This is a genomic window from Streptomyces flavofungini, from assembly GCF_041028215.1.
Lineage (GTDB): Bacteria > Actinomycetota > Actinomycetes > Streptomycetales > Streptomycetaceae > Streptomyces > Streptomyces flavofungini_B.
Genome location: NZ_JASKYR010000017.1, coordinates 1 through 25,468 on the forward strand (window position 1 = coordinate 1; position 25,468 = coordinate 25,468).

The 25,468-nt window shown below is 68.6% G+C and carries 23 protein-coding genes, 1 tRNA gene and 1 pseudogene; 10 read left to right on the forward strand and 15 right to left on the reverse strand.

The annotated features are described in order from the left end of the window. Positions 1 to 249: 249 nt before the first annotated feature. Complete coding sequence (locus AB8Z36_RS02600; protein WP_003999697.1) at positions 250 to 378, reverse strand: DLW-39 family protein; 129 nt, start codon at positions 376 to 378, stop codon at positions 250 to 252. Between the two features lie 314 nt (positions 379 to 692). Here AB8Z36_RS02600 and AB8Z36_RS02605 point away from each other — a divergent pair, with 314 nt between their 5' ends. Beyond that, a complete protein-coding gene (locus AB8Z36_RS02605; protein ID WP_369211521.1) occupies positions 693 to 1,025 on the forward strand; it encodes a DUF6344 domain-containing protein in 333 nt (110 codons plus the stop codon). A 197-nt stretch (positions 1,026 to 1,222) separates the two neighbouring features. Here the strand turns inward: AB8Z36_RS02605 and AB8Z36_RS02610 are convergent. The 9 genes from AB8Z36_RS02610 to dnaA form a co-directional block, all read right to left on the reverse strand. Next, positions 1,223 to 1,296: transfer RNA gene (locus AB8Z36_RS02610), tRNA-Ile, on the reverse strand. 218 nt (positions 1,297 to 1,514) lie between these two features. Next, positions 1,515 to 2,177 carry a DUF3566 domain-containing protein gene (locus AB8Z36_RS02615; RefSeq protein WP_369211522.1) on the reverse strand — a complete coding sequence of 221 codons (663 nt, stop codon included), beginning with the start codon at positions 2,175 to 2,177 and terminating at the stop codon, positions 1,515 to 1,517. 18 nt (positions 2,178 to 2,195) lie between these two features. Continuing rightward, the gene (gene gyrA, locus AB8Z36_RS02620) at positions 2,196 to 4,799 is read right to left on the reverse strand and encodes a DNA gyrase subunit A (RefSeq protein ID WP_369211523.1); all 2,604 of its coding nucleotides are present in this window, start codon (positions 4,797 to 4,799) and stop codon (positions 2,196 to 2,198) included. A 43-nt stretch (positions 4,800 to 4,842) separates the two neighbouring features. Further along, positions 4,843 to 6,918, reverse strand: a complete 2,076-nt coding sequence (gene gyrB / locus AB8Z36_RS02625; RefSeq protein WP_369211524.1) for a DNA topoisomerase (ATP-hydrolyzing) subunit B — start codon at positions 6,916 to 6,918, stop codon at positions 4,843 to 4,845. A gap of 265 nt (positions 6,919 to 7,183) precedes the next feature. Then, positions 7,184 to 7,747, reverse strand: coding sequence for a DUF721 domain-containing protein (locus AB8Z36_RS02630; protein WP_369211525.1), 564 nt, complete (start codon positions 7,745 to 7,747; stop codon positions 7,184 to 7,186). Then, complete coding sequence (gene recF, locus AB8Z36_RS02635; RefSeq protein ID WP_369211526.1) at positions 7,744 to 8,865, reverse strand: DNA replication/repair protein RecF; 1,122 nt, start codon at positions 8,863 to 8,865, stop codon at positions 7,744 to 7,746. The genes AB8Z36_RS02630 and recF overlap by 4 nt, the downstream gene beginning before the upstream one ends. An 81-nt stretch (positions 8,866 to 8,946) precedes the next feature. Beyond that, positions 8,947 to 9,831, reverse strand: coding sequence for a phosphogluconate dehydrogenase (NAD(+)-dependent, decarboxylating) (gene gnd, locus AB8Z36_RS02640; RefSeq protein ID WP_369211527.1), 885 nt, complete (start codon positions 9,829 to 9,831; stop codon positions 8,947 to 8,949). 90 nt (positions 9,832 to 9,921) lie between these two features. After that, the gene (gene dnaN / locus AB8Z36_RS02645) at positions 9,922 to 11,052 is read right to left on the reverse strand and encodes a DNA polymerase III subunit beta (protein ID WP_062771445.1); all 1,131 of its coding nucleotides are present in this window, start codon (positions 11,050 to 11,052) and stop codon (positions 9,922 to 9,924) included. 1,000 nt (positions 11,053 to 12,052) lie between these two features. Then, positions 12,053 to 13,966: a chromosomal replication initiator protein DnaA gene (gene dnaA / locus AB8Z36_RS02650; RefSeq protein WP_369211528.1), complete on the reverse strand. Its 1,914-nt coding sequence runs from the start codon at positions 13,964 to 13,966 to the stop codon at positions 12,053 to 12,055. Positions 13,967 to 14,333: 367 nt separating this feature from the next. On the opposite strand from dnaA, the gene rpmH reads away from it, so the two are divergent. The 9 genes from rpmH to AB8Z36_RS02695 all read left to right on the forward strand — a co-directional run bounded on the left by rpmH (position 14,334) and on the right by AB8Z36_RS02695 (position 21,335). Beyond that, positions 14,334 to 14,471: a 50S ribosomal protein L34 gene (rpmH, locus tag AB8Z36_RS02655; protein WP_006381191.1), complete on the forward strand. Its 138-nt coding sequence runs from the start codon at positions 14,334 to 14,336 to the stop codon at positions 14,469 to 14,471. A 21-nt stretch (positions 14,472 to 14,492) separates the two neighbouring features. Further along, a complete protein-coding gene (rnpA, locus tag AB8Z36_RS02660; RefSeq protein WP_369211529.1) occupies positions 14,493 to 14,864 on the forward strand; it encodes a ribonuclease P protein component in 372 nt (123 codons plus the stop codon). Beyond that, positions 14,861 to 15,217, forward strand: a complete 357-nt coding sequence (yidD, locus tag AB8Z36_RS02665; protein WP_369211530.1) for a membrane protein insertion efficiency factor YidD — start codon at positions 14,861 to 14,863, stop codon at positions 15,215 to 15,217. Before rnpA ends, yidD begins: the two co-directional genes overlap by 4 nt. Positions 15,218 to 15,220: 3 nt before the next feature. After that, positions 15,221 to 16,540 carry a membrane protein insertase YidC gene (gene yidC / locus AB8Z36_RS02670; protein ID WP_369211531.1) on the forward strand — a complete coding sequence of 440 codons (1,320 nt, stop codon included), beginning with the start codon at positions 15,221 to 15,223 and terminating at the stop codon, positions 16,538 to 16,540. A gap of 14 nt (positions 16,541 to 16,554) precedes the next feature. Next, positions 16,555 to 17,070, forward strand: coding sequence for a Jag family protein (locus AB8Z36_RS02675; RefSeq protein WP_369211532.1), 516 nt, complete (start codon positions 16,555 to 16,557; stop codon positions 17,068 to 17,070). A 101-nt stretch (positions 17,071 to 17,171) separates the two neighbouring features. After that, positions 17,172 to 17,888, forward strand: coding sequence for a 16S rRNA (guanine(527)-N(7))-methyltransferase RsmG (gene rsmG / locus AB8Z36_RS02680; RefSeq protein ID WP_369211533.1), 717 nt, complete (start codon positions 17,172 to 17,174; stop codon positions 17,886 to 17,888). A 334-nt stretch (positions 17,889 to 18,222) separates the two neighbouring features. Continuing rightward, positions 18,223 to 19,302, forward strand: coding sequence for a ParA family protein (locus AB8Z36_RS02685; protein ID WP_369211540.1), 1,080 nt, complete (start codon positions 18,223 to 18,225; stop codon positions 19,300 to 19,302). Further along, positions 19,299 to 20,411 carry a ParB/RepB/Spo0J family partition protein gene (locus AB8Z36_RS02690; RefSeq protein ID WP_369211534.1) on the forward strand — a complete coding sequence of 371 codons (1,113 nt, stop codon included), beginning with the start codon at positions 19,299 to 19,301 and terminating at the stop codon, positions 20,409 to 20,411. The genes AB8Z36_RS02685 and AB8Z36_RS02690 overlap by 4 nt, the downstream gene beginning before the upstream one ends. 306 nt (positions 20,412 to 20,717) lie before the next feature. Beyond that, complete coding sequence (locus tag AB8Z36_RS02695) at positions 20,718 to 21,335, forward strand: GNAT family N-acetyltransferase (RefSeq protein WP_369211535.1); 618 nt, start codon at positions 20,718 to 20,720, stop codon at positions 21,333 to 21,335. Positions 21,336 to 21,416: 81 nt separating this feature from the next. Here AB8Z36_RS02695 and trxA read toward each other — a convergent pair whose 3' ends face one another. The 5 genes and pseudogenes from trxA to AB8Z36_RS02720 all read right to left on the reverse strand — a co-directional run. Beyond that, positions 21,417 to 21,749 (reverse strand): thioredoxin, encoded by a 333-nt coding sequence (gene trxA / locus AB8Z36_RS02700; protein ID WP_369211536.1) that lies wholly within the window; start codon positions 21,747 to 21,749, stop codon positions 21,417 to 21,419. Between the two features lie 38 nt (positions 21,750 to 21,787). Then, positions 21,788 to 22,750 carry a thioredoxin-disulfide reductase gene (gene trxB, locus AB8Z36_RS02705; protein ID WP_369211537.1) on the reverse strand — a complete coding sequence of 321 codons (963 nt, stop codon included), beginning with the start codon at positions 22,748 to 22,750 and terminating at the stop codon, positions 21,788 to 21,790. A 260-nt stretch (positions 22,751 to 23,010) separates the two neighbouring features. Continuing rightward, positions 23,011 to 24,021 carry an anti-sigma factor family protein gene (locus tag AB8Z36_RS02710; protein WP_369211538.1) on the reverse strand — a complete coding sequence of 337 codons (1,011 nt, stop codon included), beginning with the start codon at positions 24,019 to 24,021 and terminating at the stop codon, positions 23,011 to 23,013. Then, a complete protein-coding gene (sigM, locus tag AB8Z36_RS02715; RefSeq protein ID WP_369211539.1) occupies positions 24,018 to 24,752 on the reverse strand; it encodes an RNA polymerase sigma factor SigM in 735 nt (244 codons plus the stop codon). Before sigM ends, AB8Z36_RS02710 begins: the two co-directional genes overlap by 4 nt. Before the next feature lie 44 nt (positions 24,753 to 24,796). Beyond that, positions 24,797 to 25,468, reverse strand: a pseudogene (locus AB8Z36_RS02720) (serine/threonine protein kinase); the annotation flags it as partial.

A 25,468-nucleotide genomic window follows, 5' to 3' on the forward strand; every position in this document is an offset into this window, starting at 1 on the left:
GCCGCCCTGCGGCCTGCGACCGGCCCTCGCCGGGGGGGGGGTCCTGCCCGCCCGAACCGGCACGGACACCACCACGAGTTCGTCGCCACCGCAACCGCACCGGCCCATTATTCGCAAGCGCAATCGAATAGTTCGCGCCGGTGAATTCGGCTACCCCAGAAGTCCCGCGCCCGCAAGACGGCCCCCGAGCAGCACGGAGCCCCGGCCGCAGAAGCGACCGGGGCTCGTGAAGTAACGGTTGTTGCTGACTCAAGAACCCGTGGGCACGGAGTCAGTCGCCTCCGTCCACAGATCCTGCTCGGCGCGATCCGCCTGGATCTGGCGGTACACGAGGAGCCCGCCGATGGCGGCCAGTGCGACCAGGAGAAGCTTCTTCACCGCGCGACCTCGTCTTTCCTTGACGTAGGGGACTTCTGGCGCCCGACTATACACACCGATCGATATCGATCGGTGACCTGGATCCGCCCCCAACTTCCGCACCGCGCGCAGCGATCCAAGTGGACCTCGCGACTCCGCGCGGGCCCTTCTCCATGTGATTTTCGCCGCTCCTGGCGGCTTCTGGGGCTCTTTGGGGCCATACGGGTGGTGTTCATCTGAACATCCCCGCGCCGCGAGCGTCGGTCCACCGTTATCGGCCCCACATACACATCATGAGGAAAGTACGCAAATCGCCCAACCCGAATTGAGGGGCCATGACCGGAAACAAGGCCATGAAGCTGTGGACCACGATCGTCACCGCCTTCCTCGCGCTCTTCGCGGCGCTAGGACTCACCACGACGGCCACGGCGGCGACGCCGGTACAGGACGCCACGCACGAGCGCAACGCGACGGTGTGTGCGCCCACTCCGGCGATGGCGGCCATCTGGAAGGCGGCGTACGAACGGTCACTGCCCCCAACGATGAAGCAGCGCATCCGCGCCGAGGCGCACGGTTCCTCCCCCAGCTGCCGGCACCTGCCCGCCACGGACACGGAAGCCGAGGCCGAGACCAGCGCACATGAGCCAAGGCTCGCCGCGGAGCCGTAACCCCTGCCACCAGCGGCCGGGAACCCCGCACAGACTCCCGAAGGCCCCCAGCCACCCGGCTGGGGGCCTTCGTCGGTCACAGGGGAGCCACAGGACGGCCCGACCACGGCCCGCACAGCCCTGACCGCCCACCCCTGACCGCACAGCCCGGAAACGCAAGAACCCCCGGTCTCGAAAGACCGGGGGTTCCCGTGCTGTGGGGCTAACAGGATTTGAACCTGTGGCCTCATCCTTATCAGGGATGCGCTCTAACCAACTGAGCTATAGCCCCGCCGCGCCTGCGGGGTGTGTGTCCCGCGCGCTGACCTCTGAAGATTAGCGCACCTGCGGGCCAGTCCCAAAATCGATACCCGGGCGGGGGGAGCGGGCGGTCCTACGGCAGACGCGAAGGCAGACGACAAGGCAGACGACAAGGCAGATGAAAAGGCCGTGCGCCGGGCGGTCGTCGCCGTCGCGCACGGCCTTTTCAGAGCCGGGAAGCCGACCCTCTTACTCGTCCTCGGCCAGCGTCAGCTCGACGCCGCCCACGAAGCCCGCGGAGAGGTTGTAGATGAAGGCACCGAGCGTCGCCAGGGCCGTCGCGAGGATGACGTCGATGACCGCGATGATCGAGGTGAACATCAGGACGCGCGGCAGCGACAGGAAGGACTGGAGGTCGAAGCCGTTGGACTCGTTCGAGCCCGTCGCCTCGGAGATCGTGCCGCCCACCGTCGAGAAGACGCCCATCGCGTCCATGACCATCCACAGGACGGCGGCCGCGACGATCGTGCAGATGCCGAGGGCGATGGAGAGCAGGAAGCTGACCTTCATCACCGACCACGGGTCGGCCTTGGCCACCCGCAGCCGCGCCTTGCGGGTGCGCGGCATCGTGCGCGCCCCCGTCCGCGGCCTGCGCACCGCGCCGGACTGAGCGTCCTGCTGGTACGCCTGCGGCGGGTGGTACGGCTGGGACGACTGCTGGGGCTGCCGCTCGCCGGGGAGCGTCCCTCCGCCGGCTGCTGCGCCCTTGGCGGGCCCTCGGGTGTCCGTCACAGTTCCCCCCTGGGATCCATGAGACTCATGGGAGTCTTGTGCATCAGTGGCGGAGCCACGGGCACCATCCGTGCCGGCTGTACCGGTCCGATTCGCCCCGGCACCCGTGGCTCCACTCACGATGACTCACTCCTCGCGCTACTCGGCCGAGGAATCCGTGCCCTCGTCCGTACCGGCGACCGGCTCGCCGCCGTCCGAGTCGTCGACGACGATGTCTCCGTCGACTTCCTCGGCCTCGCGCCCGGCCTCGGCGTTACGAGCGATACCGACCACGGCATCGCGCTTGCCCAGGTTGATCAGTTGGACGCCCATGGTGTCACGGCCCGTCTCCCTGACCTCGTTGACTCGCGTACGAATCACACCGCCGCTCAGCGTGATGGCGAGGATCTCGTCCGTTTCCTCGACCACCAGAGCGCCCACGAGCTCGCCGCGGTCCTCCACGATCTTGGCGGCCTTGATACCGAGGCCGCCGCGGCCCTGGACGCGGTACTCATCGACGTTGGTGCGCTTCGCGTACCCGCCGTCGGTGGCGGTGAAGACGAACGTACCTGGACGAACGACATTCATCGAGAGCAGTTCGTCGCCGTCGCGGAAACTCATTCCCTTGACGCCCGAAGTGGCGCGGCCCATCGGGCGGAGCGCGTCGTCCGTTGCGGTGAACCGGATCGACTGGGCCTTTTTGCTGATGAGAAGGATGTCGTCCTCGGAGGAGACCAGCTCGGCGCCGATCAGCTCGTCGTCCGAACCGTCCTCCTTCTCACGGAGGTTGATCGCGATGACGCCGCCCGAGCGGGGGGAGTCGTAGTCCTTGAGCGGGGTCTTCTTGACGAGGCCGCCCTTGGTGGCGAGCACCAGGTAGGGCACCGCCTCATAGTCGCGGATCGCCAGGATCTCGGCGATCTGCTCGTCCGGCTGGAAGGCCAGGAGGTTCGCCACGTGCTGGCCGCGGGCGTCGCGTCCGGCGTCCGGGAGCTCGTAGGCCTTGGCGCGGTAGACGCGGCCCTTGTTGGTGAAGAACAGCAGCCAGTGGTGCGTCGTCGACACGAAGAAGTGGTCGACGATGTCGTCCTGCTTCAGCTTCGTGCCGCGGACGCCCTTGCCACCACGCTTCTGCGAACGGTAGTCCTCGGTCTTGGTCCGCTTGATGTAGCCGCCGCGCGTGATGGTGACGACGATGTCCTCTTCGGCGATCAGGTCCTCGATGGACATGTCGCCGTCGAAGGGCACGAGCGCCGAGCGCCGGTCCTCGCCGAACTTGTCGACGATCGCCGCGAGCTCCTCGCTGATGATCTGGCGCTGCTTCTCGGGCGAGGCCAGGATCGCGTTGTACTCGTTGATCTTCGCCTGGAGCTCGTCGTGCTCGGCGACGATCTTCTGGCGCTCCAGGGCGGCGAGGCGGCGGAGCTGCATCTCCAGGATGGCGTTGGCCTGGATCTCGTCGATGGAGAGCAGGCCCATCAGGCCCTCGCGCGCGATGTCGACGGTCTGGCTGCCGCGGATGAGCGCGATGACCTCGTCGATGGCGTCCAGGGCCTTGAGGAGGCCACGCAGGATGTGCGCGCGCTCCTCGGCCTTGCGCAGCCGGTACTTCGTGCGCCGGACGATGACCTCGACCTGGTGCGTGACCCAGTGCCGGATGAACGCGTCCAGCGAGAGGGTGCGCGGCACGCCGTCGACCAGGGCCAGCATGTTGGCGCTGAAGTTCGACTGGAGGTCGGTGTGCTTGTAGAGGTTGTTCAGGACGACCTTGGCGACCGCGTCCCGCTTCAGGACGATGACGAGGCGCTGGCCGGTGCGCGAGGACGACTCGTCGCGGACGTCGGCGATGCCGCCGACCTTGCCGTCCTTGACCAGGTCGGCGATCTTCTGCGCGAGATTGTCCGGGTTGGTCTGGTACGGCAGCTCGGTGACGACCAGGCACTGGCGGTTCTGGATCTCCTCGACCGCGACGACCGCGCGCATCGTGATGGAGCCACGGCCCGTGCGGTAGGCCTCCTCGATGCCCTTGCGGCCGACGACCAGGGCGCCGGTCGGGAAGTCGGGGCCCTTGATGCGCTCGATGAGGGCGTCGAGCAGCTCCTCGTGCGAGGCGTCGGGGTGCTCCAGGGCCCACTGGGCGCCCGCCGCGACCTCGCGGAGGTTGTGCGGCGGGATGTTGGTCGCCATGCCGACCGCGATGCCCGCCGAGCCGTTGATCAGCAGGTTCGGGAAGCGGGCCGGCAGGACCGTCGGCTCCTGGTTGCGGCCGTCGTAGTTGTCGGTGAAGTCGACGGTCTCCTCGTCGATGTCACGGACCATCTCCATGGCCAGCGGCGCCATCTTGCACTCGGTGTACCGCATGGCAGCGGCCGGGTCGTTGCCCGGGGAGCCGAAGTTGCCGTTGGAGTCCACCAGCGGCATCCGCATCGACCACGGCTGGGCGAGGCGCACCAGGGCGTCGTAGATGGAGGAGTCGCCGTGCGGGTGGTAGGTGCCCATGACGTCGCCGACGACGCGGGCGCACTTGTAGAAGCCCTTCTCGGGGCGGTAGCCGCCGTCGTACATCGCGTACAGGACGCGGCGGTGGACGGGCTTCAGGCCGTCCCGTACGTCGGGCAGTGCTCGCGAGACGATGACGGACATCGCGTAGTCGAGATAGGAGCGCTGCATCTCCGTCTCGAGCCCGACGGGCTCGACGCGCATGCCCACGCCGGGGACGGCGGGCTCCTCTTCGGGCATCACAGGGGTGTTTTCGTCGGCCATTGCTGGTCAAAGTCCTTTCGGGGTGCGGCTCGTACGGGCCGACTCAGATGTCGAGGAAGCGGACGTCCTTGGCGTTGCGCTGGATGAACGAGCGCCTCGCCTCGACGTCCTCTCCCATCAGCACCGAGAAGAGGTCGTCGGCCTGTGCCGCGTCGTCCAGGGTGACCTGGCCGAGCACGCGGTGTTCCTGGTCCATCGTCGTGATGCGCAGTTCCTCGGCGTTCATCTCGCCGAGGCCCTTGAAGCGCTGGACCGAGTCGTCCTTGATGCGCTTGCCCGCCTGGCGGCCGAGCTCCACCAGGGCGTCGCGCTCGCGGTCGGAGTACGCGTACTGGAAGTCGTCCCGCGACCACTTGATCTTGTAGAGCGGCGGGCGCGAGAGGTAGATGTGCCCGGCCTCGACCAGCGGTCGCATGAAGCGGAACAGGAACGTCAGGAGCAGCGTGTTGATGTGCTGTCCGTCGACGTCGGCGTCCGCCATCAGGATGATCTTGTGATAGCGGAGCTTCTCGATGTCGAAGTCCTCGTGCACACCGGTGCCGAAGGCGGAGATGAGCGCCTGGACCTCCTGGTTGTGCAGGATCTTGTCGACGCGTGCCTTCTCGACGTTCAGGATCTTGCCTCGGATGGGCAGGATCGCCTGGTACATCGGGTTGCGGCCGGACTTCGCCGAACCACCGGCGGAGTCACCCTCGACGATGAAGATCTCGCACTTCGTCGGGTCGTTCGACTGGCAGTCGGAGAGCTTGCCCGGCAGCGAGGCGGTCTCCAGGAGGCCCTTGCGGCGGGTCAGGTCGCGCGCCTTGCGGGCGGCGACGCGGGCCGTGGCGGCCTGGATGCCCTTGCGGATGATGTCCGCGGCCTCGTTGGGGTTGCGGTCGAACCAGTCCGTGAGGTGCTCGTGGACGACCTTCTGGACGAAGGTCTTGGCCTCGGTGTTGCCCAGCTTGGTCTTGGTCTGGCCCTCGAACTGGGGTTCGCCCAGCTTCACCGAGATGATCGCCGTAAGACCCTCGCGGATGTCCTCGCCCGTGAGGTTGTCGTCCTTCTCGCGCAGCAGCTTCTTCTCGCGCGCGTAGCGGTTGACCAGGCCCGTCAGCGCGGCCCTGAAGCCCTCCTCGTGCGTACCGCCCTCGTGGGTGTGGATGGTGTTCGCGAAGGAGTACACGCCCTCGGTGTACTGCGAGTTCCACTGCATGGCGATCTCGGCCGAGAGGAGACGCTCCTTGTCCTCGGCCTCGACGTCGATGACGGTGGGGTGGATGACCTCGCCCTTGCGGGAGTTGAGGTACTTCACGAAGTCGACGATGCCGCCTTCGTAGTGGTACGTCACCGTGCGCGCCTCGAAGGCCGCGTCGTCGGTCGCCTCGGTCGAGTCCGCACCCGCCGTGGCCTTCGCCGACTCGCGCTCATCAGTGAGTTTGATCGTCAAACCCTTGTTGAGGAACGCCATCTCCTGGAAACGCCGCGCCAGCGTCTCGAAGGAGTACACCGTGGTCTCGAAGATGTCGCCGTCGGCCCAGAAGGTGACCGAGGTACCGGTCTCCTCGGTGGCTTCGTGCCGCTCCAGCGGAGCCGTCGGGGCGCCGCTCTTGTAGTCCTGCGTCCAGCGGTAGCCGTCGGTCTTGATCTCGACGGAGAGCTTGGTGGAGAGCGCGTTGACCACCGAGACGCCGACGCCGTGCAGACCACCGGAGACCGCGTAGCCGCCGCCGCCGAACTTGCCGCCCGCGTGCAGCACGGTGAGCACGACCTCGACGGCCGGCTTCTTCTCCACGGGGTGCATGCCGACCGGGATGCCTCGGCCGTTGTCGATCACGCGCACGCCGCCGTCGGCGAGGATCGTGACGTCGATCGTGTCCGCGTGCCCGGCCAGGGCCTCGTCGACGGAGTTGTCCACGACCTCCTGCACCAAGTGGTGCAGACCACGCTCACCGGTCGAGCCGATGTACATGCCAGGCCGCTTGCGGACCGCGTCCAGACCCTCAAGGACAGTAATCGCGCTGGCGTCGTACGCCGTGGCTGCGGCCTCAGCGGTCTCAGCCACGGCCTCGGTGGACGGAATGTTCTCGTTGGGGTTGCCGGAATCGGCCACGAAGCGCCCTTTCTGGCACAGCACAAGCCAAGCTCCCGGCGGTGGCCGGAGCGGCTGCGTCGTTCAGCGATAGTCAGCGTTGCTCGGTGCGTCCCACAAGTGGGGCGGGATTAGCTCCCAGTCTACCGGTAGCGCTGACAGTGATGGGGGTTTGCCGGTACCTGAGTCCGCATGTGCCGTCCTGAACGGGACTCGGCCGACTCCCCATATGCGGAACGGGGCTCCAAAGGGCTCACAGCGGCACTCAGCGCTTCGAGGCGTCAACCCCCAGCTACCGCAGCCGGCGGCCTCACCCGTAGGTGTCCCCGGGGCCCGTGCTTCCCGGTGCGCGCAAGGGGCCGAAGCGCTGCGTGGGGCCCTGGGGGCCGAGGACCTTGATGAGGCGCACGGTGCCGTGGCCGAGGTCCTCGTTCAGGCGCGCGACCAGCTGCGGCGCCATGAGGCGGAGCTGGGTCGCCCAGGCCGTCGAGTCGCACTGCACGGTCAGGACGCGCTCGTCCTCGTCGTATTTCTGCGGCACACAGTGCTTGGCCAGGTCGTCGCCGACGATCTGCGGCCAGCGGCCCATCACGCCGCCGACCGCCGCCGGGGTCTCCCAGCCGCGCTCGGTGATCAGACGGTTGATGGCGGAGCCGAGCGGCAGCGGGTCGCGGCCGTCGGCCCGCGCCCCGGAACGCAGCCCGCCGCGGCGGGCCTGCTTCTTCTGCTGGGCGGCGTCCCCACGCGCGCGAGCCTGTTCCTTCGCGGCCCGCAGGGCGACCCGGGCGAGGTCCACGCCGGAGGGCTCGGGCGGCTTCGGCGCCGCGGACTCGCCCTTGCCGGTCCCCTCGCCGCCGCCGTTCCCGGTGCTCATACGCGCTCCACCGCGCCGTCCGACACCGTGAAGCGCGTGCCGGTGAGGACGCCGGGGACGTCGTCGTCCACCGCGGCGGTGACCAGGACCTGCTCGCCGGGGGCCACCAGCTCCGCGAGCCGCTCCCTGCGGCGGGAGTCCAGCTCCGCGAAGACGTCGTCCAGGACGAGCACCGGTTCGTTCCCCTCGGACCTGAGCAGGTCGTAGGAGGCGAGGCGCAGGGCCAGGGCGTACGACCAGGACTCGCCGTGGCTCGCGTACCCCTTGGCGGGGAGGCGGCCCAGCTTGAGCAGCAGGTCGTCGCGGTGCGGGCCGACCAGCGTCACGCCGCGCTCGATCTCCTGCTTGCGGACCTCTTCGAGAGCGGCGATGAGCTGCTCGTACAGCTCCTCGCGCGTGTGTCCCTCACCGGGGGCGGACGGCTTGTACTCCAGGGCTACGGGGCCGCCGCCGGGCGCGAGCTGCTCATAGGCCTTGTCGGCGAGCGGCTGGAGCGCCGAGATCAGGTCGAGCCGCTGGGCGAGCAGCTCCGCGCCCGCGCGCGCGAGGTGCTGGTCCCAGACGTCGAGCGTCGAGAGGTCCATGGAGCGCCCGCCGTGGCGCCGGGCCAGGGCGGCGGACTTCAGGAGCGTGTTGCGCTGCTTGAGGACCCGGTCGTAGTCGGAGCGGACGCCCGCCATGCGGGGGGAGCGCGCGGTGATCAGCTCGTCCAGGAACCGCCGACGCTCCCCGGGGTCGCCCTTGATCAGCGCGAGGTCCTCGGGCGCGAACAGGACCGTGCGCACGATTCCGAGGACGTCGCGGGGTCTGACCTGCGATGACCTGTTGATGCGGGCGCGGTTGGCCTTGCCCGGGTTGAGTTCGAGCTCGATGAGCTGCTGGCGCTCGCCCTGCCGCACCGCGGCCCGTACGACGGCGCGCTCGGCGCCCATCCGCACCAGCGGCGCGTCCGAGGAGACGCGGTGGCTGCCGAGCGTGGCGAGATAGCCGACGGCCTCGACGAGATTGGTCTTGCCCTGGCCGTTGGGGCCCACGAACGCGGTGACGCCCGGATCGAGAGGGACCTCGACCCGGGCGTACGAGCGGAAGTCGGCCAGCGAGAGATGCGTGACGTGCATGGTGTGCGCCGACCTCCCCCGGCCTACCTCACTTGCTTGGCGGCCTGTGGGAAACCGCTGAAGTTCCCCACAGGCTGTGGATCAGTTCTCGCTCTTGGACTCCACCGCGTGGCCGCCGAACTGGTTGCGCAGCGCGGCGATCATCTTCATCTGCGGGGAGTCGTCCTGGCGCGAGGCGAACCTGGCGAAGAGCGAGGCCGTGATCGCGGGCAGCGGCACGGCGTTGTCGATGGCGGCCTCGACCGTCCACCGGCCCTCTCCGGAGTCCTGCGCGAAGCCGCGCAGCTTCTCCAGGTGCTCGTCGTCGTCCAGGGCGTTGACCGCGAGGTCGAGGAGCCAGGAACGGATGACCGTGCCCTCCTGCCAGGAGCGGAACACCTCGCGGACGTCCGTGACGGAGTCGACCTTCTCCAGGAGCTCCCAGCCCTCGGCGTAGGCCTGCATCATGGCGTACTCGATGCCGTTGTGGACCATCTTCGAGAAGTGGCCCGCGCCGACCTTGCCCGCGTGCACCGAGCCGAAGTCGCCCTCGGGCTTGAGGGCGTCGAAGACCGGCTGCACCTTCGCGATGTCCTCGGCGTCGCCGCCGTACATCAGCGCGTAGCCGTTCTTCAGGCCCCAGACGCCGCCGGAGACGCCGCAGTCGACGAAGCCGATGCCCTTCTCCTTCAGCTCCTGCGCGTGCTTCTCGTCGTCCGTCCAGCGGCTGTTGCCGCCGTCCACGACGACGTCACCGGGCTCAAGGAGCTCGGCGAGCTCGTCGATGGTCGCCTGGGTCGCGGCCCCGGCGGGGACCATCACCCAGACCACCCTCGGGCCCTTGAGTGCGCCCACAAGCTCCTGCAGGCTGTGGACATCCGCAAGATCCGGATTGCGGTCGTATCCGATGACGGTGTGACCTGCGCGGCGGATGCGCTCGCGCATGTTGCCGCCCATCTTGCCGAGGCCGACGAGACCGAGCTCCATCAGAGGTTCCTTCACTAGCGACGTGGCGTTACAGGCACTTTCGTACCCGCGTCCGAGCCTACGCCCGGACGCACGCTCACACCTGTGGGCTCAGCCGCTCAGACGTACGGGCATGATCAGGTACTTGTAGGCGTCGTCCGCCTCGGCGTCCACGGCCGGCCTGCCGCTCAGCAGCGCGGGCTTGGTGGAGGTCGTGAAGGAGAGCTGGGCGACCGGCGAGTCGATCGCGCTCAGGCCGTCGAGCAGGAACGTCGGGTTGAACGCGATGGAGATGTCGTCGCCGTCGAGCTGGGCGTCGACCCTTTCCACAGCCTGTGCGTCGTCGCTGGAACCCGCCTCCAGGATGAGCACGCCCTGCTCGAAGCTGAGGCGCACCGGCGTGTTCCGCTCGGCGACCAGGGCCACGCGCTTGACGGCCTCCACGAAGGGGGCGGTCTCGATCACGGCCACGGAGTTGAACTCGGTGGGGAAGAGCGTGCGGTACTTCGGCAGGTCGCCCTCGAGCAGCCGCGTCGTCGTGCGCCGTCCCGCGCCCTCGAAGCCGATCAGGCCCTCGCCCGCACCGGAGCCGGAGAGCGCCAGGGTGACCGTGTCGCCGCTCGTGAGCGCCTTCGCGGTGTCCAGGAGCGTCTTGGCGGGCACGAGCGCCACAGCGGACGCCTCGGGGTTCTCCGGCTTCCACAGGAACTCGCGGACCGCGAAGCGGTAGCGGTCGGTGGAGGCCAGGGTGACCGTGTCGCCCTCGATCTCGATGCGCACGCCGGTCAGCACGGGCAGCGTGTCGTCGCGGCCCGCGGCGATGGCCACCTGCGCGGCGGCGGAGGCGAAGACCTCACCGGGGACCGTGCCCGTGGCGGTCGGCATCTGCGGGAGCGCGGGGTACTCCTCCACGGGGAGGGTGTGGAGGGTGAAGCGCGAGGAGCCGCAGACCACCGTCGCCCGTACACCGTCTGTGGAGATCTCCACCGGGCGGTTGGGGAGCGCGCGGCAGATGTCCGCGAGCAGGCGGCCCGAGACGAGGACCGTGCCCTCTTCGTCGATCTCCGCGTCCACCGAGACACGTGCCGAGACCTCGTAGTCGAAGCTCGACAGGCTCAGTGCGCCTTCCTCGGCCTTCAGCAGCAGGCCCGCGAGGACGGGCGCTGGCGGCCGGGCCGGGAGGCTGCGCGCCGCCCAGGCCACCGCCTCCGCGAGTACGTCGCGTTCAACCCGGATCTTCACCGTTAGCCGCCCTCCTGCTGTTGCTGGCTGCTCTCGCCCGCTGGACCTGTGGCCCTCGTCGTCTGACTCGGTGTCTCTCAGCCATGCCGTGGGAAGGACACCGGGGAACAGTCTGACGCACCGCACTGACAGTCGGCGCCTGTCGGGGTCAAGTCGTGCCGAGCGGCGTCGGGGGCACGAAGCGCGAGTTGTGCACAGGCCCCCCTTCCAAACGATTTCCCCGGTCTCTCTAGTTGGGAGTAGTAGTAGGGGCTGTGGAAACCGTGGATAACCGCGAAAGCGCAGGTCAGACCCGGTTTTTTATCCACCGTGCCTGTGGGCGGAGCCCGTGGACAACCGGGGGTTTCTGTGGACGGGCGAAAGTTCTGCACAACCGGTGCACAGGCAGGGCCCACTTCTCCCCAGCGTCGTCCCCAGCTTTACCCAGCTTCCCCACAGGGCAACCAGGCACCTTGGTGTGACGCCTTTCACTCGACCCGGTGAGGAGGCGCGTCGCGTTGCCGAACAGTGGACAGCCGTGTGGAGAAGCTGGATAAAGCTGGGGACAACGGCTCCGATCCTGTGGGCCGCCGGTGGACAACATCGTGCACACCCTGTGGACGAAAATTTCATCCACAGCCTGTGGAGATCTTTCGTCCACGAATCCCCAACCACCTGACCTGGTCTGATGATCTCTCAGTGGCGCTGCCTGTGGACAGTGTCTGGACAACTTCGCGGTCCCCAGGGTGTGGAAGCGAAAAAGTTGGCACATCTGTGGAGAACCCCCGTATGAGCTGGGGAAATCGAACAGCGAAGGCTCGCCGTACGAGGCCGGTGTGCGGTCGGGAAGGGCTCGGCCGGGGACGAGAACGGGCTCTGAGGGCGTCTGGAGGCGTCTTCGCGCCTGCCTGGAAGCGTCCTCCGGGACGCCTGAAAGCTTCTCCACGCGCGCGTGGGGCACAAAAAGAGCGCCCCGGGAGTCATCCCGGGGCGCTCTCGCGCGGGCGTGTCTCCGCGCGCGTCAGCCGTTCTTGATGCGGTTGGTGAGCTCGGTGACCTGGTTGTAGATGGAGCGCCGCTCGGCCATCAGCGCGCGGATCTTGCGGTCCGCGTGCATCACGGTCGTGTGGTCACGGCCGCCGAACTGCGCGCCGATCTTCGGCAGGGACAGATCGGTCAGCTCCCGGCAGAGGTACATGGCGATCTGCCGCGCCGTCACCAGGACGCGGCTGCGCGAGGAGCCGCACAGGTCGTCCACCGTCAGCCCGAAGTAGTCGGCCGTCGCCGCCATGATGGCCGTCGCCGTGATCTCCGGAGCCGCGTCCTCACCGCCGGGGATCAGATCCTTGAGGACGATCTCGGTGAGCCCGAGGTCCACCGGCTGCCGGTTGAGCGAGGCGAACGCCGTGACGCGGATCAGCGCGCCCTCCAGCTCACGGATGTTCCGCGAGATCCGCGACGCGATGAACTCAAGGACCTCCGGGGGCGCGTTGAGCTGCTCCTGCACCGCCTTCTTGCGGAGGATCGCGATACGCGTCTCCAGCTCGGGCGGCTGGACGTCGGTGATCAGACCCCACTCGAAGCGGTTGCGCAGCCGGTCCTCCAGGGTGACGAGCTGCTTGGGCGGCCGGTCACTGGAGAGCACGATCTGCTTGTTCGCGTTGTGGAGCGTATTGAAGGTGTGGAAGAACTCCTCCTGCGTCGACTCCTTGTCCGCGAGGAACTGGATGTCGTCGACCAGCAGGATGTCCATCTCGCGGTAGCGCTTGCGGAAGCTGTCGCCCTTGCCGTCGCGGATGGAGTTGATGAACTCGTTGGTGAACTCCTCCGAGCTCACGTAGCGCACGCGCGTGCCGGGGTAGAGGCTGCGGGCGTAGTGCCCGATGGCGTGCAGCAGGTGCGTCTTGCCGAGCCCGGACTCGCCGTAGATGAAGAGGGGGTTGTACGCCTTCGCGGGCGCCTCGGCGACGGCCACCGCCGCCGCGTGCGCGAAGCGGTTCGAGGCCCCGATGACGAAGGTGTCGAAGAGGTACTTGGGGTTGAGCCGCGCGGTGGGCTCGCCGGGTCCCGTCGCGGGCGCGGGCTGCGCGGCCAGCGGGCCGGGGGCGCCGCTCGACGAGGTCGGGCCGACCGGGCCGCCGCGGTGCACACCGTGGCCGCCGTGCCCGCCGCCTCCGTGCCCGCCGCGGTGGTCGCCGGACGGCTCGGACAGGTCGTGGCGCTCGCGCCGGTCCTGGGGCTCGGGGCGCTGCTCGTACGGGGAGCGCTCGTGCGAGGGCTGGCTGCGGTAGTCGCGCTGCGGCTGCTGCACCGGGTTCGCGTACGGATCGCGGTCGGGGAAGCCGAGGCGGGGCTGCTGCCAGCCGTAGTCGCTCTGCGGCTGGCCCTGCTGGTGCTGCGGCCAGGCTCCGGGGGACGGACGCTGATAGTCCGGGTAGGCCGGGCGGGCGGTCGGGAGCTGCTGGTCGGAGTGGGAGCCGTTCTGGTGCTCGTCCGAGGAGCGGCGGCCGTAGCCGTCGTACGCGTCGCGTCCCTGGCCGGAGGACGGCAGCTCGGGCTCCTCGTAATGCTGCTGGTGCTGCTGCATCTGGTGCTGATGCGGCTGCTGGTGCGGGCCGGGCTGCGGCATCGGGGGCGCGGGCGGGCCCGCGGGCTCGCCGACCGAGTCGTCGACGGTGATCGCGATGCGGATCGGGCGGCCGCACTCGCGGCTCAGGGACTCGCTGACCACGGGGGCCAGCCTGCCTTCGAGTACGCCCTTGGCGAATTCGTTCGGGACGGCCAGGAGGGCGGTGTCGGCGACCAGGGCCAGCGGCTGGCAGCTCCGCAGCCACCTCTCGTCCTTCGCCTCGACTCCCTGCCCGCGGCCCTCACCCAGCAGATGTTCCAGAACTCGTGGCCACACTGCGGCAAGATCGGCAGGTACGTCAGCCACAGGGCACGCTCTCTCACGGGGTCCCACGAAGGTGTGGTTCCGGGGACCGAAATCGGTATGGGGTGAAGGAAGGGAACGAATGGGAGTTCAGCCACGGTAGTCAGGGCGACGGCTGCGGTTCAAGTTGTTGTCCACAGGCTGTGCACAGTGTCTCCCTCTGGGGGCTGGTTTGACCGGATGGCGTAGCCCCGCGTACCGTGACCAGGTCGAGTTGTCGATGGCTGCTGCCGCCTGCCTCCGATGGGCAAAGATCACGATCTGTGATTGTGAAGCGGTGCACTCGGTGCGTATTCGCGAGCTTCTCGTGGGCGCACGGTGACAGCCAGGCGATGTCCCGCCACCACCGAATCATTTCTGGAGCCCCCGAGTGAGCAAGCGCACCTTCCAGCCGAACAACCGTCGTCGCGCCAAGACCCACGGCTTCCGCCTGCGGATGCGCACCCGTGCCGGCCGCGCGATTCTCGCGAACCGTCGTGGCAAGGGTCGCGCCAGCCTTTCCGCCTGATCTCAGTCAGGTCATGACGTCGTGCTGCCTACCGAGCATCGGCTAAGGCGGCGCGAAGACTTCGCGACCGCGGTACGCCGAGGACGCCGGGCCGGACGCCCGCTTCTCGTCGTCCACCTACGTAGCGGCGCAACGGACCCGCACGTGCCTGGGGAGACCCTTCCCCCGACGCGTGCGGGTTTCGTCGTCAGCAAGGCCGTGGGCAACGCTGTCGTACGGAACACGGTGAAGCGCAGGCTTCGCCATCTCATGCGCGACCGGCTGGCCTCCGTGCCCCCCGGTAGCCTGGTAGTCGTACGAGCGCTGCCCGGAGCGGGCGACGCCGACCATGCCGAGCTGGCCCGAGACCTGGACACCGCCTTGCGGCGGCTGCTGGGAGGGGGCGCGCGATGAAGTACCCGCTGCTGGCCCTGATCAAGCTCTACCAGTGGACGATCAGTCCGCTTCTGGGCCCGGTGTGCAAGTACTACCCGTCGTGCTCCCGCTACGGCTACCAGGCCATCGACCGGCACGGTGCGATCAAGGGATCGGCGCTCACCGCCTGGCGCATCCTGCGATGCAATCCGTGGTCGCTCGGTGGTGTCGACCATGTGCCGCCGCGCAAGCGTCCGCGGTGGCACGAGATGCTGCGCGCCTCCTGGCGCGGGCGCAAGGGCGGGACCTCCGCCGCAGGCGCGCCGACCGGGGCTCTTCCCCCGAACACGGCCGCCGAGACCGAGACCCCGTCCCATGCTCAAGGAGCCTGATTAGTGGACACGATTGCCAGTCTCTTCAGCTTTATCACGACACCAGTTTCGTGGGTCATCGTTCAGTTCCACTCGGTGTACGGGAAGATCTTCGGTCCCGACACGGGCTGGGCCTGGGGCCTGTCCATCGTGTCCCTGGTGATCCTGATCCGCATCTGCCTGATCCCGCTCTTCGTGAAGCAGATCAAGGCCACCCGGGCGATGCAGACGCTCCAGCCCGAGATGAAGAAGATCCAGGAGCGCTACAAGAGCGACAAGCAGCGCCAGTCCGAAGAGATGATGAAGCTGTACAAGGAGTCGGGCACCAACCCGCTCTCCTCGTGCCTTCCCATCCTGGCGCAGTCGCCGTTCTTCTTCGCCCTGTACCACGTGCTCAACGGCATCGCGACGGGCAAGACGATCGGTGTCATCGACGACCAGCTCCTGGAGAGCGCGCGTAAGGCGCACATCGTCGGTGCCCCGCTCGCCGCGAAGTTCACCGACAACGCCGACAAGGTCGCCTCTCTCGGCGCCACCCTGACGGACGTCCGGGTCGTCACCGCGGTCATGATCATCCTGATGTCGGCCTCGCAGTTCTTCACCCAGCGCCAGCTGATGACGAAGAACGTGGACACCACGGTCAAGACGCCGTTCATGCAGCAGCAGAAGATGCTGATGTACGTCTTCCCGATCATGTTCGCCGTCTTCGGCATCAACTTCCCCGTCGGTGTCCTCGTCTACTGGCTGACCACCAACGTGTGGACCATGGGCCAGCAGATGTTCGTGATCCGCAGGAACCCCACCCCCGGCTCCAAGGCCCAGGCCGCGTTCCTCGAGCGCCTCCAGAAGCAGATCGAGCGCAACAAGAAGGTGCGCGGGCGCGGCAACACCAACGTCATCAAGGCGATCGTCGCCAAGGGCCGGGACCGCAACGAGTTCGAGCGCAAGTTCATCAACGGTCTGACCAAGGCGGGCCTCGCGGCCCAGGCCGACGGCACCGTGGTGGAAAGCGAGACCACGGTCGTCGCGGACGCCGAGGACGGCACCCCCGCGGGCGGCCCCAGGCGCCAGCAGCCCAAGCGGCAGAGCAAGGCCAAGCGCCAGTCGGCCACGGCGCAGGGTGCCGCCACGGCGCAGGGCGCCACCAGGGCGGACGGTGAGGCGGGTGCCAAGACGTCGCTGGAGAAGGCTCCGGACGAGCCCGAGGACGCTGCCCCCAAGACCACGCCCGCGGGCAGCAGCACGACGGGCAACAAGCCCGGCTCCGGTACCCGCAGCAAAGCCAAGTCGGGACAGCAGCGCAAGGGCCAGCAGCGGCCCAAGCACCCGTCCTCCAAGAAGTAGAAGGAGCCCCTCCCGTGACGGAAGGCACCACCACCTCCACCGAAGCCGAGGCCGGCGACACCCTCACCCGCCTTGAGCAGGAGGGGGAGATCGCGGCGGACTACCTCGAGGGCCTGCTCGACATCGCCGACCTGGACGGCGACATCGACATGGACGTCGAGGCCGACCGGGCCGCTGTCTCGATCATCAGCGACACCGCGAGCCGCGACCTTCAGAAGCTGGTCGGCCGGGACGGCGAGGTCCTGGAGGCGCTCCAGGAGCTCACCCGTCTCGCCGTGCACCGCGAGACCGGCGACCGCAGCCGCCTCATGCTGGACATCGCGGGCTACCGCGCCAAGAAGCGCGAGGAGCTCTCGGAGCTCGGCGCCAAGGCCGCGGCCGACGTGAAGAGCACCGGTGAGTCGGTCAAGCTCAAGCCCATGACGCCGTTCGAGCGCAAGGTCGTGCACGACGCGGTCAAGGCCGCTGGCCTGCGCAGCGAGTCCGAGGGCGAGGAGCCGCAGCGCTTCGTCGTCGTGCTCCCCGCCTGAGCGGCACCGCATACCCTCCGGCCCCGTCTGTTCGCAGGCGGGGCCGGTCTTTGTCAGCCTGTTAGTCAGCCACCCCAGTGCGGTACGGAAGGACGGTCCCCGTGACGGAGGCAGCGGAGCTCCCCCCGGCGCCTGAAGAGGCCCGGACTGTATTCGGCGATCGCTTCCCGGACGCGGTCCGGTATGCGGAGCTGCTCGCCGAGGCGGGGGTGCAGCGCGGCCTGATCGGCCCGCGTGAGGTGCCCCGGCTCTGGGAGCGCCACCTGCTCAACTGCGCGGTGCTGTCCGAGGTCGTGCCCGAGAACGTCACCGTGTGCGACGTCGGCTCCGGCGCCGGGCTGCCCGGTATCCCGCTCGCGCTCGTCCGCCCCGACCTGAAGATCACGCTTCTTGAGCCCTTGCTGCGGCGCACGAACTTCCTCACCGAGGTCGTCGAGCTGCTCGGTCTGGATCATGTGACGGTCGTGCGGGGCCGCGCCGAGGAAGTCCTCGGCAAGCTGCCGCCGGTCCATGTCGTCACGGCCCGGGCCGTCGCTCCCCTGGACCGCCTCGCGGCCTGGGGTGTGCCTCTGCTCCGCCCGTACGGAGAGATGCTGCTCCTCAAGGGCGACACCGCTGAGGAAGAGGTCAAGGCGGCAGGGTCCGCCCTGAGCAAGCTCGGGGCCGTGGACACCTCGGTCCTCCATGTGGGCGAGGGCGTGGTGGACCCGCAGTCGACCGTCGTGCGCGTCGAGGTCGGGGAGAGCCCGGGCGGTGTGCGCTTCGCCGCGAAGCGCGCCAAGGCGGCCAGGGCGGGCCGGGCACGCCGCCGCCGCTGACCGACAGCGGCTCCGCGAGGGTCACCGGTGCATATCGGGCGGTGACCGCTCCGCGAGGCTCACCGGTACTCATCCGTCCTGGCGACGGGCCGTACGCCACACAAGCTGCCATCCGTACGCATACCGGGGTGTCGCACCAGCGGCACCCCGGCTGCCGTGCATCGTGTTTCACGTGAAACGTCGCTCACTGCTGCATGGCATCATCAATCGCGGCCGCGCTGCGGAACCTCGCGACCGTCGGCCACTCGGTTCCCTCGATAAGGGGACGGAGTTTTCCACAGAGGTGGATTCGTCCACAGAAGACCGGGCCTCGCTGGTTCATGACCCCCAAGGCATGGGAGGCTCTGTTCATTGCGAGCCTGATGTCGAGGAGAGTGAATCCTTGCGGTCCGACGCCAACATCGCGGGACCGATGACCGATCCGGTCCCCGGCCCCCGTACCGAATCGGCGGGGGAGGATGTTTCACGTGAAACACCGACCCCGATGGACGACACACCCATCGGACGTGCTGCCCAGCTGGCGGTAGAAGCGCTCGGCCGGGCGGGCGAAGGCCTGCCGCGTCCGGAGCAGACCCGCGTCATGGTGGTCGCCAACCAGAAGGGCGGGGTGGGCAAGACGACGACGACCGTGAATCTCGCCGCCTCTCTCGCTCTGCACGGCGCACGCGTTCTGGTGGTGGACCTCGACCCGCAGGGCAACGCCTCCACGGCTCTCGGCATCGATCACCACGCCGAGGTGCCTTCCATCTATGACGTCCTGGTCGAGAGCAAGCCGCTCTCCGATGTCGTCCAGCCGGTAACGGACGTGGAGGGTCTCTTCTGTGCCCCGGCCACCATCGATCTCGCCGGTGCGGAGATCGAGCTGGTGTCGCTGGTGGCACGGGAGAGCCGCCTCCAGCGGGCGATCCAGGCATACGAGCAGCCGCTGGACTACATCCTCATCGACTGCCCGCCGTCTCTGGGCCTTCTGACGGTCAACGCCTTGGTGGCGGGCGCGGAAGTCCTCATCCCCATCCAGTGCGAGTACTACGCGCTGGAGGGGCTCGGACAGCTCCTGCGCAACGTTGATCTGGTCCGGGGCCACCTCAACCCGAACCTGCATGTGTCGACGATCCTGCTGACCATGTACGACGGCAGAACCCGGCTCGCCTCACAGGTGGCCGACGAGGTCCGCAGTCACTTCGGGGAAGAGGTCCTGCGGACGAGCATTCCGCGCTCGGTCCGTATCTCCGAGGCGCCGAGCTACGGCCAGACGGTCCTCACCTACGATCCGGGATCGAGCGGCGCCCTCTCCTACTTCGAAGCGGCACGCGAGATCGCGCTGCGCGGGGTCGGGGTGCGCTACGACGTCCAGCACGCCCACCCGATGGGCGCCCAGAACGACCAGCACAGCATGACGGAGGGGATGCAGTGAGCGAGCGACGGAGAGGACTGGGTCGGGGTCTTGGCGCCCTGATCCCCGCAGCCCCGACGGAGAAGCAGGTCCCGCAGAGCACACCGGGAGCGTCGTCGCCCTCGGCGGTCCCCGTCCTTACCGCCGAGCGCGGTGTGGCGGCGGCGAAGGTGACCGCACTCTCGCATCCCCCTGTTTCACGTGAAACAGAGGAGCAGCATCAGCAGGCCCCGGAGACGGTGCCGGAGGGCAAGCCGGTCGCCGGTGCGTACTTCGCCGAGCTGCCGCTCGACTTCATCTCGCCCAACCCCCGGCAGCCGCGTGAGGTCTTCGACGAGGACGCGCTCGCGGAACTCGTCACCTCCATCAAGGAGGTCGGGCTTCTCCAGCCGGTCGTCGTGCGTCAGCTCGGCCCCACGCGCTATGAGCTCATCATGGGCGAGCGGCGCTGGCGGGCCTGCCGTGAGGCGGGCCTGGAACGTATCCCGGCGATCGTGCGGGCCACGGATGACGAGAAGCTCCTCTTGGACGCTCTCCTTGAGAACCTGCACCGGGCGCAGCTCAACCCGCTGGAAGAGGCCGCGGCCTACGACCAGCTCCTCAAGGACTTCAACTGCACGCACGATCAGCTCGCGGACCGCATCGGCCGGTCCCGCCCGCAGGTCTCCAACACCCTGCGGCTGCTGAAGCTCTCTCCGGCCGTGCAGCGCAGGGTCGCGGCGGGCGTCCTCTCCGCAGGCCATGCCAGGGCGCTGCTCTCGGTGGACGACTCGGAGGAGCAGGATCGGCTCGCCCACCGGATCGTGGCCGAAGGGCTCTCGGTCCGTGCCGTCGAGGAGATCGTGACTCTGATGGGCTCACGACCGCAGAGCGCCCCGAAGGCGAAGGGCCCGCGTGCCGGTGCCCGGGTCTCGCCGGCCCTCAGCGAGCTGGCCACCCGGCTCTCCGACCGCTTCGAGACCCGGGTGCGCGTGGACCTGGGCCAGAAGAAGGGCAAGATCGTCGTCGACTTCGCCTCGCTGGAGGACCTGGAGCGCATCCTGGGCACCCTGGCGCCGGGCGAGGGCCCCGTCCTCCAGAACGGGTCGTCGGAGGAGCAGGACGAGCCGTCCGAGGACGACAAGGACTGAGCCAGCAGCTCCAACACCGCGAGAGCGGGCAGTGTCCGGTACGTACCGGACACTGCCCGCTCTTTGCTTTCTTACGGTATAGATGCAATCGCATCGTGGATACGATGCGTGCAGGTAGGGCGCATCCACCTGACGGCACCTCAGTGGGGAGGCGGGGGCCATGCGATCGGTGAGCCGCACCGGCCTGATGACTGCGGGCCTGGGCCTGGGAGCGGTCGGCGGCTTCGTCGGCAGCCTGCTCAGGGAACGCAGCGCTCTGACAGCCGCCCGTGGTGCAGCGGGCGAGGAAAGTGAGGATTCGCCTTCATGGGGCGTCGGCTCGTACCGCTCACGCTGGACAACCTCCCGGATCTTCCCAAGCGCTGCCGCACCTGCGTCTTCTGGGAGCTCGACCCGGTCAGCGGCCAAGCCGCGGTAAAAGGCGGCACCGCGGAGCTGGAGAAGGAGGCGTGGATCTCCGCCGTCCTGCTGGAGTGGGGGTCCTGCGGTCGCGTCGTTTACGTCGACGATATGCCGGTGGGGTTCGTGCTCTACGCGCCCCCGGCGTATGTCCCGCGTTCGACGGCGTTCCCGACGAGTCCGGTCTCTCCGGATGCCGTGCAGTTGATGACGGCATGGATCATGCCCGGCTATCAGGGTCAGGGACTGGGCCGGGTGATCGTCCAGACGGTGGCGAAGGATCTGCTGCGCCGGGGCTTCAAGGCCATCGAGGCTTTCGGGGACGCACGGTGGGAGAAGCCCGCGTGTGTGCTCCCCGCGGAGCATCTGCTGGCGGTCGGCTTCAAGACGGTCCGCCCGCACCCCAGCTATCCCCGGCTGCGGCTGGAGCTGCGGACGACGCTCTCATGGAAAGAGGACGTCGAGCTGGCGCTGGACCGACTGCTGGGCGCTGTCCAGAAGGAGCCCGCGCTCCGACCGCTCTGAACGCTGTGCCCCCTGGAACGTCGAATGGACCAGCCCCGAGGGACTGGTCCATTCGTGTTTCACGTGAAACATCGCCACCGATTACTCGGCGATGAAGTCCTCAAGGTCGCGGACGATCGCCGCCTTCGGCTTGGCGCCGACGATGGTCTTGGCGACCTCGCCACCCTGGTAGACGTTCAGGGTCGGGATGGACATGACGCCGTACTTGGCGGCAGTCTCGGGGTTCTCGTCGATGTTGAGCTTGACGATCTCGATCTTCTCGCCGTGCTCGGCCGCGATCGCCTCAAGGGACGGGGCGATCTGACGGCACGGGCCGCACCAGGCGGCCCAGAAGTCCACCAGCACGGGCTTGTCGTTCTTGAGGACGTCCTCCTCGAAGGAGGCGTCGGTCACGTTCTTGAGGGTGCCGGCCACGGCAGTCTCCTTAACTTGTTGCGGTGGGGAAGCGGGGGTCAGACGGTGGCAGCCGTGGCGGCTTCGCTGTCGGCGAGGGCAGCGAGGTAGCGCTCGGCGTCGAGGGCGGCGGAGCAGCCGGTGCCGGCGGCCGTGATCGCCTGTCGGTAGGTGTGGTCGACGACGTCACCGGCACCGAAGACACCGGTCAGGTTGGTCCGGGTCGAGGGGGCCGCGACGCGGAGGTAGCCCTCGTCGTCCAGGTCGAGCTGACCCTTGAAGAGCTCCGTGCGCGGGTCGTGGCCGATCGCGATGAACAGGCCGGTGACGGGCAGCTCGGACGTCTCGCCGGTCTTGAGGTTGCGGAGCGTCAGACCGGAGAGCTTCTGCTCCCCCTTGATCTCGGCGACCTCGCTGTCCCAGACAAACTTGATCTTGGGGTCGGCGAAGGCCCGCTCCTGCATCGCCTTCGAGGCACGCAGGCTGTCGCGACGGTGGACGATCGTCACGGACTTGGCGAAGCGCGAGAGGAAGGTGGCCTCCTCCATCGCGGTGTCACCGCCACCGATCACGGCGATGTCCTGGTCCTTGAAGAAGAAGCCGTCACAGGTGGCGCACCAGGAGACGCCGCGTCCGGAGAGGGCGTCCTCATTGGGCAGGCCGAGCTTGCGGTGCTGGGAGCCGGTCGTGACGATGACGGCCTTGGCGCGGTGCACGGTGCCGGCGGTGTCCGTCACGGTCTTGATCTCGCCGCTGAGGTCGACGTCGACGACATCGTCGGGCACGAGCTCGGCGCCGAAGCGCTCCGCCTGGGCGCGCATGTTGTCCATGAGCTCAGGGCCCATCACCCCGTCCTGGAAGCCGGGGAAGTTCTCCACCTCGGTGGTGTTCATCAGCGCACCGCCGGCGGTGACGGCGCCCTCGAAGACCAGCGGCTTCAGCGACGCGCGCGCGGTGTAGAGCGCCGCCGTGTAGCCGGCGGGCCCGGAGCCGATGATGATCACGTTACGGACGTCGGTCACGGCTTGATTCCTCGTCTCTGGGGACTGCTGCGTACTGCTGATGGGGGCCTGTCTCAGGACTCTCACCCCACCCAACGGATCCTACGGGGCATGCATTCCCGGTCGTGTCCGCGTGTACGGAAGCATGTCGGCACCGGGGAGTGGGGTCGGCCACAAGAGTCCTGGCAACGGACGTGAGGACCCGCGAGGAGAGGGTGCGAGAAGAGCTCGCCCTTCAGCCCTGCGGGTACCGGCTCGTCGACCCTGCCGGTGCGAGCGTGTCAGCCCTGTGGGTAGGAGTGCGTCAGCAGAACCTTGCCCGCAGAGGGGGAGGACTTGCCCACGCACGCTGCGTCGACGATGTAAGCGGACACCTGGGTGGCGTCGGAGTCATGCGGCACCACGACGAGATACGCGCGCTTGCCTTCGTACGACCCCTCTTCGGCGGCCAGGGGCGTCCGGTCGCCGATGCCGCGCTGGATGCACTCCGGCACCTGGGCCGTGGTCGTGCGCAGCGGCGCGTCGTCCGGGGACTGCGGGCTGGAGCGCGGGCTGAAGGACTCCTTGGAACCGTCTGACTTCTCGGGGCTTTCGCGGTTCTCGCGGCGCGACTCCTTGGGCGGGTTCTTGGCGAGCAGGTCGGCTACCTGCCCCTTGAGCCCCTTCCCGGAGAAGGTGTCCGCGGATTCACTCCGTCCCGCGCTGGTGGACGTGCTCCCGTCGTCGCCGACGGCCTGGATCAGCAGGGAGCCGAGACCGATGGCGGCAGCGGTGAAGACGGCGCCGAACACGGCGGTGCGACGGCGCGAGCGCCGGGGCTGCTTCCCGCGTCCCGGGCCGGTGGCGGCACGCGGGCGTCCGGCGGGCCGGTCGGCCGAGGGGCCGGGGCTGGACACCGGCGATGTTTCACGTGAAACACGCGCGGCGCCGGAGGTGGCGGAGGGCGCCACGGCGGGCTCGGCCGCTCCGGCGTCCGGGGCTCCGGTGACCGGGCCTTCGGCCACATGGTCATTGGCGACATGGTCATCGGGCGTCGTGGCGTTCAGCAGCGCCTCGGCGGCCAGGGCGGCATCGATACGGCCCGCGATGTCGGCGGGCATGGGTGCCGGCCCCGGCAGGGTGCCGAGCATGCCGCGAATCTCCTCCAGCGAGGCGTAGACGTCGGCGCAGAGCTCACAGCCGTCCAGATGCCGTCGCACGGCGCTCGTGCGCGACGGAGGGAGGACACCCTCGGTCAGATCGGAGATCTCCGTGACCTCCGGGTGCCCGGCCGAGTCGGTCGTGGCTGTCACGCTCGCCCACCTCCGCCCTTCACGGCAGCTGAATCGCTTGGTCCTGCATCTCGTGGTCCTGCTGCCGGTGGGACGGATGTCCCCTGCGTCCGGTTCCTTTCCTGGGCGGGCTTCTTGTCTCCGCCGCCTTCGCCGCTCGTGGCCCCCGGCGCACGCGTCTCCGTACGGAGGTGGCTGAGGAGCGGCAGAAGTCTGGCCCGGCCCCGGGCGCAGCGGCTCTTGACGGTGCCGCTGGGAACGTCGAGGACCTGGGCCGCCTCGGCGACCGGATAGCCCTGCATGTCGACCAGGACGAGGGCGGCGCGCTGGTCGTGCGGGAGGGTGCCCAGCGCCTCCATCAGCTCCCGGTGGAGGTCGCCGCGCTCCACGGGCGCGGCCGCGGACTCCTCGGGTTCCAGGAGCTGGTCGAGGCGGTCGGTCTCGTCGATGGGAGAGGTCTTGCGGGAGGCCGCCTTGCGCGCGCGGTCGAGGCAGGCGTTGACGGTGATGCGGTGCAGCCAGGTCGTCACCGCGGACTGGCCCCGGAAGGTGTGCGCGGCCCGGTAGGCGGAGACGAGGGCGTCCTGCACCGCGTCCGCCGCCTCCTCGCGGTCGCCGAGGGTGCGCAGGGCGACGGCCCACAGCCGGTCGCGATGGCGCCGGACGATCTCACCGAAGGCGTTCTCGTCGCCGGCGACATGGCGGGCGAGGAGGTCCTTGTCGCTCATGTCGCCGTGCGCGGTGTCGTCCACCGTCGAACCCCCTCCCCCCCAGTGAGCCTCGCCGAGCCGATCTCTCAGCCCTTGAACTGCACGTCCGTAATGGCCTGCTTGTAACCGGCCCGGTAGTAACCGTCGGGTCCGGAGTTCGGCAGAGCGGTCAGCCAGAGGAGCACGTACCGCGACTTCACCGGCTTCTTCGCCGAGATCTTCGCGGTGGTGTCCGACGTGGTGACGCCACCGATCTTCTTCATCGAATCGATCGGCGCCGAGGGCGTCAAGGAGTCCGTGGCATAAAGCGAGACCGTGGTGTGGGAACCGCCGTATTTGAGAGCTATCGACGCGGCCGAGACGTCCTGTGCCGAGCCGAGGTCGTAGACGATACCGACACCGGGCTTGTACGGGGCGATCTCAGGGCCGTCGTTGAACGACTTGGTGCGCCACAGTGAGGAGCTGTCCTTGTCATAGGTGTTCTTCACGCTCTCCGGGGCCTGAGGGCTGCCCTCGAGCACGTACTCCTGTGCGTCCTGGATACCGATCGGCTTCGGGGGGCGGGGCTGGTGCTTGTCGCCGCCGTCGGTGGTCTGCGACGTGCCGTCGGAGTCCCCGGAGTTCTCACGGTCCATGAGGGCGTCCGCGAGCTGCCAGCTGCCGAGGCCGAGCGCGGCGATGAGCAGCGCGGAGACGGCCCACTTGAGCGCCTTGCCCGTACGGCTCYGCAACGGGGGCGGCGGGGTCGCCAGGGGCTG

Excerpts from the sequence above, each read along its gene's own strand:
- AB8Z36_RS02630 (WP_369211525.1), bottom strand. The coding sequence starts at position 7,747 with ATGAGCACCGGGAACGGCGGCGGCGAGGGGACCGGCAAGGGCGAGTCC.
- recF (WP_369211526.1), bottom strand. The coding sequence starts at position 8,865 with ATGCACGTCACGCATCTCTCGCTGGCCGACTTCCGCTCGTACGCCCGG.
- gyrA (WP_369211523.1), bottom strand. The coding sequence starts at position 4,799 with ATGGCCGACGAAAACACCCCTGTGATGCCCGAAGAGGAGCCCGCCGTC.
- AB8Z36_RS02685 (WP_369211540.1), top strand. The coding sequence starts at position 18,223 with ATGGGAGGCTCTGTTCATTGCGAGCCTGATGTCGAGGAGAGTGAATCC.
- yidD (WP_369211530.1), top strand. The coding sequence starts at position 14,861 with ATGAAGTACCCGCTGCTGGCCCTGATCAAGCTCTACCAGTGGACGATC.
- gnd (WP_369211527.1), bottom strand. The coding sequence starts at position 9,831 with ATGGAGCTCGGTCTCGTCGGCCTCGGCAAGATGGGCGGCAACATGCGC.
- AB8Z36_RS02605 (WP_369211521.1), top strand. The coding sequence starts at position 693 with ATGACCGGAAACAAGGCCATGAAGCTGTGGACCACGATCGTCACCGCC.
- AB8Z36_RS02695 (WP_369211535.1), top strand. The coding sequence starts at position 20,718 with ATGGGGCGTCGGCTCGTACCGCTCACGCTGGACAACCTCCCGGATCTT.